Raw genomic sequence first — 15,568 nt, 5'->3', positions numbered from 1 at the left:
ACAGGCGACTCCTTCACGCACAACGCCCATCGGCCAGCAGATGACTTCACAGCTGCACATCGGTAATCTTTGATGTATTTGTCGTCACACCCGCACCAGGTGCCGATGACCGTCCACGAAGCATCCGAGACAGCAGAAAGGAAGCAGATGAAGCGCGCAGTCCTGCGTGCGGCGACCGTCCTCGCCGCCGCGATCGCCGCCGCTGCCCTCGCGGCCAGCGGAGCCACCGCCAGCCCGTCGATCCTGCAGCGGTTCTCCGTCCCGTCCGGGGACAACTGCACCTACGGCTACACCCTGGGTCACCTGGAGTGGCGCTCCGCCCCGCCGACCAGCGCGGTACGGGTGACCGGGATGCTCGCCGACCGTCCGTTCCCGAACAACCCGGGAGCCGTCTGCCGCGACGACAGCCGTTACACCATCGCCAGCTATACCGCGTACGCCGGCGAGGGCAAACATTCAGGTGGTGCGCGCTGGGATTCCGCGTGGTGGCATAGCGTGATGGCCGGTTGGTTGGTGGCCGCCGGCTGATGTTGACCTGGGTGGGGTGGGGGTCAGGTGGGTGCGGGTAGGTTCGGCATCCAGGGTCGTCCGAGGATGGCGTCGCGCAGGACGGCCATTTTGTCGAGGCCGTTCTTCGCCGCGCTGGAGACGTAGCCGAGGATCTTGTACCGATCCTTGGTGCGTTGCTCGCTGGTGAGCCGCCCGGAGATCTTCTGCTGGATCTTCGCCGGTCGCAGGTCCCGTTCGGCCTGGTTCGACGTCGGCGGCACCAACAGGTCGTCAACGAAGCGCAGCACGTCGGCACGTCGGTCCCGGAAGACTTCCAACAGCAGGCGGGCTTTACGCTCACCCGGCCGGTTGCCGATGGTGCTGGTGTCGGACAGTCCGACCAGCACGCCGTGGTGCAGCCGGTACAGCAACTCGGCCTTCACTGTGGGGTCGATGCCCGGCCGGTTCTGCTCACGGGCCGTGTTCGTCTCGTGGATCAGCGCGCGCAGCGCGTCGGAGATCTGCTTCGGCCAGACCGCGTCGGGGTACACCTCGGCCGCACCGTCAAGATCACGTAACAGGTGAGCGCAACACAGTTGGTGGACCAGCGTGCCCAACTCGGCCGAGTCGTAGTTCCGGTACCGGTCGTGCACGACCACCGAGCCGGTCAGGTCCTTGACCACGAACGCCGTGAACGTGGCCAGGTCCCGGTCACCGACCTGGTAGTGAGTCCACAACTCGGTACACGCCACGAGCAGGTACTTCTCGGCCTTCTTCCGGCCCGGCCTCGGTTTCTTTGGCCCGACCCGCAGCGGCGTCTCGTCACAGCACACCGCGTACGCCAGGGTGATCAACATGCGGATCCGTTTGTCGACCTCGCTGGTCAGCGCCGCGACCCGGGTCAGCACGCCGTGCACGAACCCCGGCGACGGTGTCGCACCGGTCAGCGACCGAAGCATCTGTACACACCGCTGCACCGGGATGAAATGCACGACCATCAGATAGACCGCCCACGCCTGCAGGTTCGGGCCGTACCCCACCGGACCGGCCCCCGCGCCTTCCGGCCGGGCCGCGGTGTGCAGCTTCCCGCACCCACACCGCACCGCATGCTGGTCGTACTGGGTCAGCGTCGCGGTCATCAACGGAACCTCGACCTGCTGATACCGGTCCACCACACCCAGATCCCGCGCGTCCACCAACTCCGCGCCGCACCCGCAACTACCCTCGGGGAACCGGTCCCGCCGCTGATCAGGAGCATCCGACCAGGCCAGGTTCGACCCCGGCGCACCCCGCTGCCTACCCCGCGTACCCGCCGGGGTGTCCCGCTTCTTCCTCGCCGCAGGTGGCGTACGCCCCGGATCATCATCCTTCGACGGCGGAGACGACGAGTTCGACGAGTTCCGCGACAACAGATGCTCGACCCGCGCCAGCCGCACCGCGAGCGCCTCGTACGCCGCCGTCAACTCCGCGATCTGCGCGTCCTGCTCAGCAATCCGAGCGTCCTGCGTCCGTGCCAGCGAGATCAACTCTTCACGAGACAGATCCTCCGACACCGACACGCCAAGATCAAACCACAACGGACAGAACGGCGTCGAGCCGGTCGAACCCCGTCACTCAACCCGCGCTGACCGTCACTCTTCGCGCACCACCTGAATGTTTACCGGCGAGCGGGTCGTCGACGAGACCGCCCGCCGGGTGAACAACGGCGTCGTCGAGATCGAGTTCGTCCTCGGCGCGAACGCCGCCGTCCGAGGAATCGACCGCGTCGCCATCCAGGTCTGCCGGGTGTCACTGCTCGACATCACCCCGATCCCGGACTACTGCGGCCGCCCGCACACCTTCACCCCGTCGACCGTCACCCCGACCGTGCCCCTCTGACAGGGCAAGCGACTCCGCCATCCTGATGGCGCAGATGCATCGACATGCGCCTGCACCATCAGGCCGGTCCGCAGAGCATCCAAAGCGTCGGCGACCATTTGGTGAAACCGCGTCCGCAAGCTGAGCCGCACCGGCGCACCCATGTTTCATGATCGGTCTGCTTTCATGATCGGTCTGCTTCACGTCGACCCCGGGTTGCACCTCGAAAGTCAATCGATTAGCGTCGTGGTCGTTGGTCGTCGTACGGGGCGAATTGATCAACCCCCACTCGCCGGCCGACAATTCACCCCTGACTGCAGGAAATGCTATCTCAGTCGCGTGTCCTCAATTGTTCCAGCACGGGGAGGATCAATGAAACAAGCAACACGGGTGCTCAGCGCCCTGGCCGCAACCACCCTCGCCCTCGTCGGCGTTGCCACGCCCGCACAGGCGATGGCTGAGCCAACGGACACTGCGGTCGCGGTGCCGGGAATCGCGCCATCGGGTTCCGCAGGCACCGCAACATATCTGGACCGCGCCGGCCGGATGATCCCGATGGCCACGACCACCGGCACGGCCGCAGACACGGCTCTGATCGGCTGCACACCAGAGAGCGGCCGGGACAACACCTGGCGGCAGAAGGCCTGCTCGTCGACCAGGGAACTACGGCCCTACACCGGAAGCGGCGACCGCACCGTCGCGCGTCACGACTGCGACGACACCCAGATGACGTCGTGGCGCAATCACGTCGACGTCGACGTGATCGGAGAAATCGACACCGGCGAGTGGCCGCATCGCCAGAACGACGTCGCCTGTCGCGTATACTGACCCTTTCGCAAACAGGAGACTCGCAGCTGCGCGGCAGCTGGAAAGGCACAGGAAACAGATGCCGGAACGCAGCATCAATACGCGGCCCGGCGTGGTGCCGGCGACCCTTCGGGTCGCCGGCACCATGTTCGCCGCTCTCTACGGCAGCTTCCTCACCGGACCCGCAGACGATGTGCCACACGGGGCCGACGGGGCAATGCTGTTAACTTTATGGGTCCTGGCTGGTGGTGACCCAGAGCCTGATCTTCGTGCGGGGTGGTAGCGGCTTCTTGTACTCGTCTTTCTGGCGTGGGTAGCGGCGGCCGGGTTGGCGCTGCTCGCGGGCGAAGCTGCGTGGCCGGCGTTCGGCGGGAAGCAGGTTACGCGGGTCGGTGATCTCGTAGATGACGTCGTGGACGAGCTCAGCCAGTCGTTCGGGGGGAAAACGCCGCGTCGTCACTGACGTGACGGGCGACGGCATCGCGGGCGCGGGTGAACGATATCCGGTCCGGGTCCAGGCCGGCCTGTTCCGCGCCGGCCACGATCAGATGCCGGATGGCCTGGTAGAGACAGAGCAGCCCGTACACCTCCTGGCGGACGAGGTCGGGTTTACGGGAACGGAGCACGACGTCGGCTCCGCCGCGTAGCCGGGTCTCGACCTCTCCGATGGCGGTCTCGATCCGCCACCGGTCGCGGTAGAGGTCGGGAAAGTCCCCCAGCGGATAGGCCCGCTCATCGAGCAGGGTCGTGACCAGGCAGAACAGTTCGCTGACCTCGTACTCGCCGTGCTGGTCGGGTTCGGTCTCGACGGTGTACTCGATCACCCGTACCTCGATACCGGGAATCTCGGCCGGCGGGACCTTCCGCCGCCGTAGCCGGCGCGCCGCGACCGGATCGGCGATCCGCGAGATCCAGGAGCCGTCCGCCAGCCGGCGCAACACCGGCAGGTCCACCCCCGCCTTGACCCGAAACACCGCGTGCGCGCCGGTCGCGGCGATCGCCCCCAGGTCCTCGTACGACAGGAAGTTACGGTCACCGACCACCACATCGGTGGACCCGAGCAGCGGCCACAGCGTCCGGGCCAGCGGCTGCTCGCCCTCACCCAGACCACCGAGCGCCACCCCCCGCAGGCAACGGGTACCCGTCTCGGCCAACGCCACCACCCGTACCTGCGGATACCCCACCGGGCCCTGCCCGTTGGACGGCGACCCGAACGCGGCCACGTTCTCCGGCGTCCTCGCCACGTTCAGGCAGAACCCGTCGACAGCCACCTTCCGCAACCCGTGGAAGTACCCCCACGGCGCCTGTTCCGGCCCCACCACCGACCCGCCGAACGAGGTCTCCAACACCCCTTCCAGCACCTCCGGACCCAACCGCCCCCGAGCCTTCGTCAACGCCGCCGCCGTCGGCTGCATCCCCACCTCACGACGCGTCCGGTACCGCCCGGCCCACGACAACCCCGACAACAGCCTGTTCCACACCTCCACATACGCGCTGTCCATGAACAACACACACGCGATCACGTAGTAGACGACCAACCGAGCCGGCAACAACCGGGACCGCTGCTCCCGCGCGTCCCACCGCTCCACCACCAGATCGACCACCTCCGGCGGAAACGCCGCGGTCAACACCCCCACACCCACCAGATCCGGCAACCGAACCCGCGACTCCTCCGCGACCCGCTCCTCAACCCTCGCCACGACCAGCGATCATAACCCCACCCACACTAAGTTAACAGCATTGGGCCGACGGGGAGCTGGACGCCTATTCGCTCTTCTACCACCGGTCACTCGCCATGGGCTGGCTCGACGATTCCTCGGCTGGCGGCGATCGCGACAACGGCATGCTCCGGTCGGGTGGCCTGTGGGCGACGAACGACGCCGGGTGGCAGCATCCAGCCGCCGCGCCCGACGCCGCCCTGCTGTCCTGGTTCCAGGTCGACGCCAGCGCGGTGGCGGGCGACCGGCCACTGCCGGTGCAGCCGTTCCTGCACTGCGCCGCAGAGGTGACGGCACGGCGGGGTCCGCTCGACCTGTCTGCGGTACAACTGCTGCTACCGGTGCACGGGCTCGACCCGGCGTCCCGCCCGCCGTACGCGCCGGTGTCGGCGACTCGGACGAGCCCGTGGTTCACCGGCCACGGTCCGGCGGACCGGACGCCGGTCGAGATCACCGTCAACAGCGGCCGGGAGCCGTCGCTACCCGACGTGGCGGTCCAGCTCACCGAGCTGCTCGCCGACCTGGGTCCGGATGTGTTCGGATACCGGTCGCACGACCTCACGGCCGCCGACACCACCCCGGCTCCACTGTTCGACGACAGCCTCTGGAACGGCCCACCACTGCACGGTGTGGTGCTTCGCGGTGAGCTGGTCGAGTGGTCCTGCGACGCGATCGGGTGGCTGGCCGAGGCGGCCGCCGACGCCGTGGCCCGGCTCGGCGTCGGCACGCCGCTGCTGTTCATTGCCGTACGCTCTGGTCAGGTCTTCTGACCGCCGGAGGGGTCCGCGGCGAGGGATGCCTTGACCGCACGGGCCGTCTCGTCGGCGAGCACCTCCCACTCGCCCGCCTCGAGACCGTCCAGGGCGGCCTTGACGATCACCGCCGGGTCGCTTTTCGGTCCGTCGTAGGAGGCCATCATGTCGGTGTCGACGGCACCCATCAGCAGACCTGTGACCTGGGTGTGCTGCGCGGCGAGCTCCAGCCGTACGGCGTTGGTGAGGTTCCACTCGGCGGCCTTCGCCGCCGCGTAGCCGCCGGCACCCGGGTAGGCGCTCCAGGACAGCGCCGACAGCACGTTGAGGATCGCGCCGTTGGCCAGCTGCGGCGCGAAGGCCCGGATCATGTGCAGCGTCCCCCAGAAGTGGGTGTCCATCTCCTGGCGGATCAGGCCGAGGTCACCGCCGACCAGGTCCGCTCCGGTCGTGACCCCGGCGTTGTTGACCAGCAGGGTGACGTCACCGGTGGCCGCCGCGGCGGCGGCGACCGAGTCCGGGTCGGTGACGTCCAGCGGCAGGACCCGTACGCCGGGCAGGTCGACGGACTCGGGGCGGCGGGCGGTGGCGTAGACCGTGGCGGCACCGCGCTCGACCAGCTGGGCGGCGAAGTGCCGGCCGATACCACGATTGGCCCCGGTGACCAGGGCGGTTGCTCCGAAAATCTGCATGCTGGCTACGCTAGAACCTGACATTGACGTCAAAGGCAAAGACTTGTGATGGGGGTCACTGTGCGGATCGGTGAGCTGGCCGCCCGCGCCGGGGTGAGCACCCGGGCGCTGCGCTACTACGAGGAGCAGGGTCTGCTGGTCGCGCAGCGCAGCCCGGCCGGTCAGCGCCGCTACCCGGAGTCGGCCGTCGAACGGGTCCGGCTGATCCAGCGGCTGTACGCGGCCAACCTGTCCAGCCGGACCATCGCCGACCTGATGCCCTGTGTGGACGCCAAGGTCAACACGCCCGAGTCACGCGCCCGGCTGGCTGCCGAGCGCGACCGGATCGACGCGCGGATCGCCGAGTTGACGGCAGCCCGCTCCCGCCTGGACGAGGTGATCGCGCGGGCCGCACACCCGGCCAGCGGCTGCGCGTACGAGTCCGGCCCGGCCGGACCGCCCTGATCGGACAGATCCAGGCAGTAACGGCCGCCCGGATCCTCGCCGCCGCCGAACAGGTCTTCGCGGCGGCCGGTCCGTCCGCCTCGACCGAGGAGCTCGCCGAGCTCGCCGGCGTGGCGATCGGCACCGTCTTCCGTCACTTCCCCACGAAGGCCGCTCTCATCGAGGCGGTGTTCATGTCCCGGCTACGGGAGATCACCGCGTACGCGCGGGAGATGGCCACCGCCGGCGACGTCGGCGCCGGCTTCTTCGCGTTCTTCACCGAGGCCGTCAAACAGTCGACGGTCAAGCATGCCTTCACCGACGCCGTCGACTCCGATGACGAGGTGATGGCCGCGGTACGGACGGCGATCGCCTCAGCCGGCGCGGACCTGCGCGACGCGATGGGGGACCTGCTGACCAGGGCGCAGCAGTCCGGAGCCGTGCGCCCGGACATCGCCACAGCCGAGTTGATCGGGCTGATGATCGGCACCTCGCGGGCGCTGGAGCAGGTCGGCCCCGACCAGAAAGGCCAGCAACGGATCCTCACCGTCCTGCACGACGGACTCACGCCCCGGCCGCGCCCAGAGTCGTCCACATAGTGTCGACGGCGTCGCCACGGCGCTGAACGAACCCGCAGCCGGACCACCTGCCGGACCTGCTCGAAGCTGCTCGGAGTCGCTCGGAGTCGCTCAGAGCTTGTTCAGGACGCTGGTCAGCTGCTCCTCGGCACGGGACGTCTCCGCCCAGCTACGGCCGATCACCACGTACTCGACCGTGCCCGTCTGCTCGGTGGTGTCGTTGTAGACGACCACGCCGTGGTCTGATCCCCGGGTGAACAGCAGTCCCTGCTCAGTCAGGGCCTTCACGAGGATGTCGCAGCCGGGCGCGGGCACGTCGATACGCGAGGCGAGGACGTGATGGTCGAGGTAGTCCTGGCCGAGCAGCCGCCGTCCGATCATGTCGATGCCGGTGGTGCCGCCGACCCGTCCGTTGAACTCGTTGAACAGCAGCTCGCCGGTTCTGGTGACGATCGCGTCGATGTTCATCGGCCCGTAGTAGCCGAGCTGCTGGGCGACGATCGCGACCTGCTGCATGTATGCGCCCAGATGCGCGTGCAGTCTGGGGGTGAGGTTCTGCGGCGGGTAGATGCTGCCCTTCCAGGTCTCGGCCATGCGGAGGTCGCTGTAGCTCATCAGGGTCGGCGCGCCGACGCGTGGCACGGTCATGTCAGCGGACAGTTCGCGGACCGACTCGTGGTAGACCTCGATGATGTTGTGCGCCGGGCTGGCGCCGGCCGGCAGGTCGGGCAGGGCCGTCAGGCCGAACGGTTCGAGCGTCAACGCGACCGTCGCGGGATCGGTCGCCGCCAGGTGAACCACGTAGTGCGCGCCGGCCTCCTTGCCTCCCTCGACCGTGGTCAGCAGGATGTTGCCGTCTCCGCCGGCGTTGACGTCCTGCTTGATGATGACGGCGCCGGTCCGGGCGAGCAGTTCGGACGCGCCGTCGACCAGCTCAGGTCCACGGTCCACGACGCGCCCCTCGGCGACCGGGATCCCGCAGGCCGTTGCCATGGACCGGAAGACCGACTTGGAGTTGACCAGCTCGGCGGTCCCTTGCGCGAAGCGCACGGACTCCTCCGCGCCGATGCCGAGCAGTCGCTCCCAGGAGGCGATGTCCCGGTCGTGGATGTAGCACTCCAGACGCCACGGGTCCGTGGCGCCGCCACCGGCCGCCATCAGACCGCGCAGGGCATCGGCGAGCTGCGGTCGGTCGCCGGGATACCACCCGGCGCCGGGGTAGTCAGCCAGGGAAAGCACCGTGGGAGGTGACGCGAGGCCGAGCAGATCGGCGACGTACGCCAGCCACGCGTCACTGACCTTGCCAGGAAGAACAGCTACGTCGCCCTCGTCCATCGACCACAGCATCCGGTTGGCGAGAAAACGGTAGGAGTCCTTCGCGTCGTCCGGGACGTCATCCGGCCGAGCTGCCATCACACGGCTGGTCGAATTGGCGAACATCAACTTTGGCAACGGTCGTCCTCCCGGTTTGTCGTGGTGTCCCCGAGCAGGGCACTTACCACGTTGGTGTCAAATCTCGAAACGGTAAGAGGCGCGGCTGACGAGCACGCTCGGCCGTGTACACGGTTCCCCGCCCCGGGGCAGTTGTCTTCTCCCACGTTGCTCTCAATCCCCGACTACCACCGGTAACCCATCACCCTCCGTGAGGGCAATTCAGAAGAAGCGGAGGCCTACCGCCCGCACCATGATGTGGATCTCAGAGCGCTTGCTGTCAAAGTCATTTCAGGGAGTGGAGAAGGCTGTGAAATACGACTCCGCCGTGTCCGACGTCATGGATGTCAGATCCGAGTACATCCGCGCCCGATGGGCTTTCGTCGACGGGGCAAGAATGGTCTCGATGCTGCAATCGCTCGGCGCGACAGACGAGGACTTCGAGCGCCTGAAGGTGATCAGCGACCAACTGGAGTCGGACCCGACCCTGCCATTTCGCAAGAGCAGGAACGGACGGATCTGCCTCGACCCGCAGACCCGGCGCGGGTACCGGCTGGAGGCGCAGCCCTTCGTTCTCTCCCGCGAGGAGGACTTCGTGCGGCACGACTCGGAGACGCTGCGCACGTTCGACGAGGTGCAGGACGACCTGCAACTGAACACCGCCCTGCAGGCGATGCTGGTCTTCAAGTTCCTGGTCGCCCACGGGATCGACGTGGCACAGCGGCCCCGGCTGGACTACGGCCGCGCCGAGTGGATCTGCACCCTGTTCAACCTGCGGACCGTCACGACCACCGGCCTGCTGGGCGAACCCGCGCTGGAGGGCGTGCACTCCGACGGGGTGGACCACACCATGACCACGTTCCTCTCCGCGCGCAACATGACCACCGACAGCGCGGAGACCTTCCTGCACGACATGAGAGAGGTCAACGGCCGCCGCTGGCACGAGACGGACCCCGCGTTGGTCAAGGGCAGGGCGCGGCACGGCGAATTCCTGGACACCTTGATGGTCGTCGATCACGAGTACAAGCACAGCGTCTCGCCGGTCTACCCGATCGACGACACGGAGCCAGCCATCCGGGACATGCTCATCTTCTTCACCAGGAAGCCCACCGAGAAGGGGCACGTCTCGTTCCGGTACGACTCGGTCGCCCCGCACCGCATGCTGCCCATGTCGTTCGGCCTGCCCGCCGACCTGCCCGCGCTCGCAACCGCCAACTGATCGGAGTGACGCTATGACCGAAGAGGTGACGGTAACGACCGAGACCATCGAACGCGTGTGGTACGACGGCAGCTGCCACTGCGGCGGGGTGGTATTTTCCGCAGCGGCCAGTCGCAACCTGACCATCACCCTGTGCAATTGCGGAATCTGCCACCGGCACGGCCACCAGGAACTGATGACCCCGGAGGCGCGGTTCAAGCTGCACCAGGGACAGGAGTTCCTCAAGCCGTACCGGTTCGGCAACCGCATCGCGGACCACACCTTCTGCGCGGTCTGCGGCGTGCTGCCGTTCTACCGCCCCCGATCGCATCCCACCGGCTATTTCAGCGTCAACGCGCGGTGCCTCGACCTCTCCCCCGCCGAGAACATCGAGTTTGTGGAATTCGACGGGCAGAACTGGGAGGCGAGCATCGCCGCCGGCAAACACGTGTTGACGGAGTAGGTGACAACGCAGGTGTGGACAGGTTCCGACGTCGTCACCGTCGACTCGTTGCGCGAGCGCGGTGGGCTGAAGTGGGCCGCCGCCGGCCCGGGAAGACTGGCGGCGTGTGTGGCCGAGATGGACTTCGGTACGGCACCCGACGTTGCGGACGCGTTGCACGACGCGGTGGACCGCGGTCAGGTCGGCTACCTCACGCCGCAGCTGACGGCACAGCTGGCTGAGGCGTGCGCCGCCTGGCAACACGACAGGTACGGATGGGACCTCTCGCCGGCGGATGTGCGGCCGTTGCCGGACGTCATCCGTGCCCTGCACGTCGCCATCGACTGCTTCTCCCGGCCCGGCTCGGCCGTCATCGTGCCGGTGCCCGCGTACCCGCCGTTCCTGGCCGTACCCCGGCTGCTCGGTCGACGCGTCATCCAGGTCGAGATGGTGGCGTCCGCAGGGCGCTACGGCTACGACCTGGACGCTCTCGACCGCGCCTTCGCGGCGGGCGGGAACACGCTCGTCCTCTGCAACCCCAACAACCCCCTCGGCGCGGTCATGGAGCCCGGTGAACTGTTGGCCGTCGCGGAGGTCGTCGAACGGCACCGTGGCCGGGTGTTCAGCGACGAGGTCCACGCACCGCTCGTGTATCCCGGGCACCGGCATGTCCCGTACGCCACCTGCTGTGAAGCGGCGGCCGGACACACGGTGACAGCCACGTCGACGTCGAAGGCGTGGAACGTGGCGGGTCTGAAGTGCGCTCAGCTGCTGACCAGCAACGACGCCGACCGTAAGCGGTGGGGTGAGCTCGGACGGCTGCACACCGACGGCACCGCCACCCTGGGCGTGCTGGCCGCCACGGCCGCGTACCTGGCCGGTGGGCCGTGGCTCGACACGGTGCTCGGCCGGCTCGACCGCAACCGGCATCTGCTGGCCGAGCTGCTCGGCGTGCACCTGCCGATGGCCCGCTACACCCCGCCCGAAGGCACCTACCTGGGCTGGCTCGACCTGCGCGACTACCCGCCGGCCGCAGACCTCGCCGAACGCGCGCGGGTGAGCGTGATGGACGGTGCCGAGTTCGGCCCGCCGGGCACGGGTTTCCTCAGACTCAACTTCGCCACCACCCCCGCTATCCTCACCGAGATCGTGCGACGGTTGGCGCACGCCGCCACGGCAACAGCGGGTCCGGTCCGGTCGATGACACCCCGGAGGTTGGTTCCTTGACGACAGTGGACGTGCCCGAGCGGGTACGGCCAGCCGACGACCTGCTGCGCTCCCATCGCGGTTTCCGTCTGCTGCTCGCCTCCGATGTGGTCAGCCGCACCGGCGGCCACGTCGCACTCGTCGCCCTGCCGCTGCTCGCGGTGCTCGTGCTGGATGCCTCGGCCCAGCAGGTGGGGCTCCTGGTGGCGGCGAGCACGCTCGCCTTCCTCGTCGTCGCGCTGCCGGCCGGGGTCTGGGTGGACCGGCTACGGCAGCGGTCGGTGCTGGTGGCCGCCGACCTGGTCCGCGCGCTGGTGCTGCTGTCGGTGCCGGTGACAGCGGCGTTCGGGGCGCTGAGCCTGGGGCAGCTGTACGTGGTCGCCCTGGTCATCGGGGTCGGCAACGTCTTCTTCGACGTGGCGCAGCAGGGCTACGTCACGTACCTGGTGGGCAAGGACCGCCTACTGGCCGGCTTCAGCAAGCTGGAGGTGGCCGGCAACGGCAGTCAGCTGGCCGGACCGCCCCTGGGCGGGGCGCTGGTGCAGATCGTCACCGCCTCGGGCGCGCTGGCCTTCAACGCGGTGTGCCACCTGGCCTCCGCCTGGCTGCTCGGCCGGATCCGGCCACCGGAACCGCAGGTCGACCGGCCCAGTGGACGGCCACGGCTGGGCCGGGAGCTCACCATCGGAGTGCGGTACGTCGCCGGTCAGCCGATTCTCCGGCTGGTCGTGCTGCACGGCATGATCGCCCTGCTGTTCGAGTACGCGCTGCTCACCGTCCAGCCGCTGCTGCTGGTGAACACGCTCGGCCTGTCGCCGGCGGCGTACGGCCTGGTGACCGGGGCCGTCGCGGTCGGCGGGGTGGTCGGCAGCGTGTTCGCCAACCGCTTCGTCGCGACGTTCGGCATCGCCCGTACGCTGTGGTTGCCGTTCGCCGTGACGTTTCCGCTGCTGCTGCTCATGCCGCTGGTGGGTCAGGGCTGGCTGGTGGTGCTCTACCCGATCGGCTACGCCGCCTACATCGGCGGCAGCGCCATCCAGAACGTCGCCCAGATCACCTACCGTCAGGCCATCTGCCCGCCGGAACTGCACGGGCGGATGAACTCCGCCATGCGGTTCCTGATGTGGGGCATGATGCCGGTCGGCGGGTTGTTCGGCGGCTTCCTGGTCCAGGCGATCGGGGAACGGACCGCACTGTGGGTGTGCGCCGTCGGGATGCTGGCCAGCCTGCTGCCGATGCTCGGCCGGCCGGTGCTCCGACTGCCCCCCGACGCCGGCATCGGCCAGGGGTGATCGCGCCCTTGGCCCGGCGTCCGGGACCGCGCCGCTACGGCACCATCAAGCTCAGCACCGGGGTCGTCTGCAAGCCGATCGGCAGCGCCATCGCGCCGATCAACAGGCCGCAGACGGTGCGGATCGCCCAACGCAGCGACGCCAACGTCTGCCCGTACGCGACGAGCGCGACGCGCGGGTCAAGGTCCACGGTCAGACGTGGCGACTGCCTAGATTCGCCGGTCGCGACTGGTCAACGGCCTCCAGGGATTGGCAGGATTTCCCGCTGGTGCCTTGTTCGCGCCAGGCACCGTGGCCTGGCCCCGGTGCGCCGCGTCCGGATTCCGGACGACCCGTACCTTGTCGCTGGTCCGTCAGGAGATGTCAATGTCGCAGCATGATCCGGTCGACCCGTGGGCGGATGTCGATCCGGCAGTTGTCGTCACCGGCACCCCGACGGGTGAGCGCAGCGGCGATGTCGGCATCGACAGTGCCGCCACGGAAATCGTCGGGGTGTCGCATCCTGGCCCGGGCGACAACGCGCCGCCGACCCGACCTCGGCGGCCGGCGCTGCTGCTCGGCGCGCTCGGCATGGTCGCCGTGGTGCTGACGATCGCAACGGCCGTGGCCTTCGCGAACCGGTCCGACGAGATCGAGACGCCGGGGGCGGTGGCGCTGACCGGCGAGCCGACGGCGGAGTCGTCCGCTGGGCCGGCGGATCCGGCAACGCCCGATCCGGCAGCACCGTCGCCCGGTGCCACGCCGAGCCCGACGGCGTCGCAGGCAGGCCCGGACCGGCAGGCCGTCGCCGCGGCGGCGTCGCCGGGGTCGATGTCGCCCGCCGCCCCGGCGCAACCCGCCACCGGCGCGATCCGGACCGGTGCGTTCGTCGGCGCGACCAGGATCGGCAGCCAGCTCAACGCGGACACGACCATGTACGCAGGCGAGTACATCCTCTCCCCCGACGGCCGGTTCGGCCTGCTGATGCAGACCGACGGCAACCTCGTCGCCTACGGTCCGTCGCCCTGCGGGGCGCCCCGACCCAACATCTGCCAAGGCCCCTACGACTGGTGGGCCAGCAACACCAACGGCCAGCCCGGAAGCCGGGTCGTCATGCAGAGCGACGGCAACCTCGTCATCTACCGCCCCGACGGCAGCGTCGCCTGGGCATCCAACACCAAGGATTCCGACGCGACCAGGGTGATGGTCACCAACCAGGGACACTTCCATCTGGCCCGCAGGGACGGCTCGACGGTGATGACGCTGACGGGCCTGTCCGAACAGAAAAGCTCCCTGTCGTACGCTGGCACGATGCCGGCCGGCTACCGGCTCACCACCCTGCGGTACCTGTCCTCGCCGAACGAGGTCTACCACCTGATGCAACAGCAGGACGGCAACCTGGTCCTGTACGGGCCCGGCACCAGCGTGCTCTGGTCGTCCGGCACACACCAGATCGTCGTCGGCGGCATGAGCGTGCGGGAGACCAGGATGCAGCCCGACGGCAACCTCGTCGTCTACGACAACTCAGCCGCTGATGCGGCGGCGGTGTGGGCGTCGGATTCCGTCGGGGCTGGCCCCAGCCCGGAGTTGGTGCTGCGCGACGACGGGAACCTGGTGCTGCGGTCCGGGTCCACCCGGCAGGTCTTCTGGCAGACCGGCACCGGCGGCCAACCGTAGCGGGCACCGGTCAGGATCGAGCGGCTGTAGCGGGCACCCGCTCAGGACCGGCCGGTCCGCGCCAGATTCGTTACCTCGGGCGGTCGACGACAACGACATCGCGCGGCGCGTCGACGCGGTCGGTGGACGCGGTGGCCGCGTGGCTGGCGAGCAGGGTGAGCGCATCGGCGTCGCTCGTTCCAGGTGCCGTGTGGTAGACGGTGAGCGTCTGTCCAGCCTTCCCGTTGACCTGGAACGTCTCGAAGTTCACGGCGAACTCCCCCACGACCGGATGCGCGAACCTCTTGCGGCCGGCGGACTTGACGCGGACGTCGTGCCGGGCCCAGAGCCGGACGAAGTCCGGGCTCTTGAGCGTCAGCTCGCCCACCCGGGCCGCGAGGCGCGGGCTACCGGGGTCGGCGTCGGCCCGCAGCCACGCCACGCCTTGACGTGCCTGCTCCTCCCAGTCGGGGAAGAGCGCCCGTTCGGCGGGGTCGAGAAAAGTAGTCTCACGAGATTCCGGTCGCGTGTCAGGCTCGGATGGATCGCCAGCGCCAGGCCGGTGCAGGCGAGCACATCGCCGTACCGGTTCTGCACGATCGCCGGTGTGTCGTGCCAGCGTTGCAGCAGCGCGATGAGGCCGGGACCGACGTGGTCGGATTCCGAGGCCCGGTGCTGCGGTCGGGCGAGTTGGTGCAGATGCGCGAGGGCGTCAGCGTCCAGGCCGAAGACCCGCCCCAGGGCGTTGATCACCTCGGCCGACGGGTGCCGTTCGCGGCCCTGCTCCAGGCGTACGTAGTAGTCGGTGCTCATGCCGGCAAGAACCGCCACCTCGTCGCGCCGCAGGCCCGGCACCCGACGACGGCCGCCAGCCGGCAGACCGAGGCCGCCGGGCGCGGTGTGCTCCCGACGGGCCCGCAGAAAGTCGCCGAGCGGGTTGTCGTTGCGCATTTCCCCAGCGTAGGTGCGGTGACCGCAGGAGAGGGTAGGTGTGGAACTCCTACGGTCGGGGTGACCATGAATCGGTCGGCCTTCCCGCACCTGCCAG

At 68.8% G+C, this 15,568-nt stretch carries 17 protein-coding genes and 1 pseudogene; 11 read left to right on the top strand and 7 right to left on the bottom strand.

The window, feature by feature from the left end:
• The first annotated feature begins 147 nt into the window (after nucleotides 1-147).
• Nucleotides 148-528, top strand: coding sequence for a hypothetical protein (locus O7553_RS03525; RefSeq protein WP_281553446.1), 381 nt, complete (start codon nucleotides 148-150; stop codon nucleotides 526-528).
• A gap of 23 nt (nucleotides 529-551) precedes the next feature.
• On the opposite strand, the gene O7553_RS03520 is transcribed toward O7553_RS03525, so the two are convergent.
• Nucleotides 552-2,048 (bottom strand): IS66 family transposase, encoded by a 1,497-nt coding sequence (locus tag O7553_RS03520; RefSeq protein WP_281550504.1) that lies wholly within the window; start codon nucleotides 2,046-2,048, stop codon nucleotides 552-554.
• 94 nt (nucleotides 2,049-2,142) lie between these two features.
• Here O7553_RS03520 and O7553_RS03515 point away from each other — a divergent pair, with 94 nt between their 5' ends.
• Together O7553_RS03515 and O7553_RS03510 are read left to right on the top strand one after the other, a co-directional pair.
• Nucleotides 2,143-2,367, top strand: coding sequence for a hypothetical protein (locus O7553_RS03515; protein WP_281553445.1), 225 nt, complete (start codon nucleotides 2,143-2,145; stop codon nucleotides 2,365-2,367).
• A 369-nt stretch (nucleotides 2,368-2,736) separates the two neighbouring features.
• Nucleotides 2,737-3,174, top strand: coding sequence for a hypothetical protein (locus O7553_RS03510; RefSeq protein ID WP_281553444.1), 438 nt, complete (start codon nucleotides 2,737-2,739; stop codon nucleotides 3,172-3,174).
• Between the two features lie 208 nt (nucleotides 3,175-3,382).
• Here O7553_RS03510 and O7553_RS03505 read toward each other — a convergent pair whose 3' ends face one another.
• Together O7553_RS03505 and O7553_RS03500 are read right to left on the bottom strand one after the other, a co-directional pair.
• Nucleotides 3,383-3,613, bottom strand: a complete 231-nt coding sequence (locus O7553_RS03505) for a hypothetical protein (protein ID WP_281553180.1) — start codon at nucleotides 3,611-3,613, stop codon at nucleotides 3,383-3,385.
• Nucleotides 3,576-4,853, bottom strand: coding sequence for an IS4 family transposase (locus tag O7553_RS03500; protein WP_281553181.1), 1,278 nt, complete (start codon nucleotides 4,851-4,853; stop codon nucleotides 3,576-3,578). The genes O7553_RS03505 and O7553_RS03500 overlap by 38 nt, the downstream gene beginning before the upstream one ends.
• A gap of 95 nt (nucleotides 4,854-4,948) precedes the next feature.
• On the opposite strand from O7553_RS03500, the gene O7553_RS03495 reads away from it, so the two are divergent.
• The gene (locus tag O7553_RS03495) at nucleotides 4,949-5,641 is read left to right on the top strand and encodes a hypothetical protein (RefSeq protein WP_281553443.1); all 693 of its coding nucleotides are present in this window, start codon (nucleotides 4,949-4,951) and stop codon (nucleotides 5,639-5,641) included.
• On the opposite strand, the gene O7553_RS03490 is transcribed toward O7553_RS03495, so the two are convergent.
• Nucleotides 5,629-6,315: an SDR family oxidoreductase gene (locus tag O7553_RS03490; protein ID WP_281553442.1), complete on the bottom strand. Its 687-nt coding sequence runs from the start codon at nucleotides 6,313-6,315 to the stop codon at nucleotides 5,629-5,631. The genes O7553_RS03495 and O7553_RS03490 overlap by 13 nt on opposite strands.
• Before the next feature lie 60 nt (nucleotides 6,316-6,375).
• Here O7553_RS03490 and O7553_RS03485 point away from each other — a divergent pair, with 60 nt between their 5' ends.
• On the top strand, nucleotides 6,376-6,759 hold the full coding sequence (locus O7553_RS03485) for a MerR family transcriptional regulator (protein WP_281555450.1): 384 nt from the start codon (nucleotides 6,376-6,378) through the stop codon (nucleotides 6,757-6,759).
• The gene (locus O7553_RS03480) at nucleotides 6,723-7,337 is read left to right on the top strand and encodes a helix-turn-helix domain-containing protein (protein ID WP_348651197.1); all 615 of its coding nucleotides are present in this window, start codon (nucleotides 6,723-6,725) and stop codon (nucleotides 7,335-7,337) included. Before O7553_RS03485 ends, O7553_RS03480 begins: the two co-directional genes overlap by 37 nt.
• 90 nt (nucleotides 7,338-7,427) lie before the next feature.
• Here O7553_RS03480 and O7553_RS03475 read toward each other — a convergent pair whose 3' ends face one another.
• The gene (locus O7553_RS03475) at nucleotides 7,428-8,729 is read right to left on the bottom strand and encodes a peptide ligase PGM1-related protein (protein ID WP_281553441.1); all 1,302 of its coding nucleotides are present in this window, start codon (nucleotides 8,727-8,729) and stop codon (nucleotides 7,428-7,430) included.
• 424 nt (nucleotides 8,730-9,153) lie between these two features.
• Between O7553_RS03475 and O7553_RS03470 the strand changes: the two genes are divergently transcribed.
• Genes O7553_RS03470 through O7553_RS03455 form a run of 4 tightly spaced genes read left to right on the top strand, consistent with a single transcriptional unit; the run spans nucleotide 9,154 to nucleotide 12,885 of the window.
• Nucleotides 9,154-9,966 carry a 2OG-Fe dioxygenase family protein gene (locus O7553_RS03470; protein ID WP_281553440.1) on the top strand — a complete coding sequence of 271 codons (813 nt, stop codon included), beginning with the start codon at nucleotides 9,154-9,156 and terminating at the stop codon, nucleotides 9,964-9,966.
• A gap of 13 nt (nucleotides 9,967-9,979) precedes the next feature.
• A complete protein-coding gene (locus tag O7553_RS03465; protein ID WP_281553439.1) occupies nucleotides 9,980-10,408 on the top strand; it encodes a GFA family protein in 429 nt (142 codons plus the stop codon).
• A gap of 12 nt (nucleotides 10,409-10,420) precedes the next feature.
• Nucleotides 10,421-11,614: an aminotransferase class I/II-fold pyridoxal phosphate-dependent enzyme gene (locus O7553_RS03460; RefSeq protein ID WP_281553438.1), complete on the top strand. Its 1,194-nt coding sequence runs from the start codon at nucleotides 10,421-10,423 to the stop codon at nucleotides 11,612-11,614.
• 5 nt (nucleotides 11,615-11,619) lie between these two features.
• Nucleotides 11,620-12,885 carry an MFS transporter gene (locus tag O7553_RS03455; RefSeq protein WP_281555448.1) on the top strand — a complete coding sequence of 422 codons (1,266 nt, stop codon included), beginning with the start codon at nucleotides 11,620-11,622 and terminating at the stop codon, nucleotides 12,883-12,885.
• 34 nt (nucleotides 12,886-12,919) lie between these two features.
• Here the strand turns inward: O7553_RS03455 and O7553_RS03450 are convergent, their stop codons facing one another.
• The gene (locus O7553_RS03450) at nucleotides 12,920-13,075 is read right to left on the bottom strand and encodes a hypothetical protein (RefSeq protein ID WP_281553437.1); all 156 of its coding nucleotides are present in this window, start codon (nucleotides 13,073-13,075) and stop codon (nucleotides 12,920-12,922) included.
• Between the two features lie 176 nt (nucleotides 13,076-13,251).
• Here O7553_RS03450 and O7553_RS03445 point away from each other — a divergent pair, with 176 nt between their 5' ends.
• Entirely contained in the window at nucleotides 13,252-14,541 is a 1,290-nt protein-coding gene (locus O7553_RS03445; RefSeq protein ID WP_281553436.1) for a hypothetical protein, read from the top strand.
• Between the two features lie 70 nt (nucleotides 14,542-14,611).
• Here O7553_RS03445 and O7553_RS03440 read toward each other — a convergent pair.
• Nucleotides 14,612-15,471, bottom strand: a pseudogene (locus tag O7553_RS03440) (helix-turn-helix transcriptional regulator).
• Nucleotides 15,472-15,568 lie beyond the last annotated feature (97 nt).

Origin of the sequence: Solwaraspora sp. WMMA2059 (assembly GCF_027497315.1) — a bacterium.
Lineage (GTDB): Bacteria > Actinomycetota > Actinomycetes > Mycobacteriales > Micromonosporaceae > Micromonospora_E.
The sequence above is the reverse complement of the archived record's forward strand: the minus strand, read 5'-3'. Positions and strand labels throughout refer to the sequence as shown.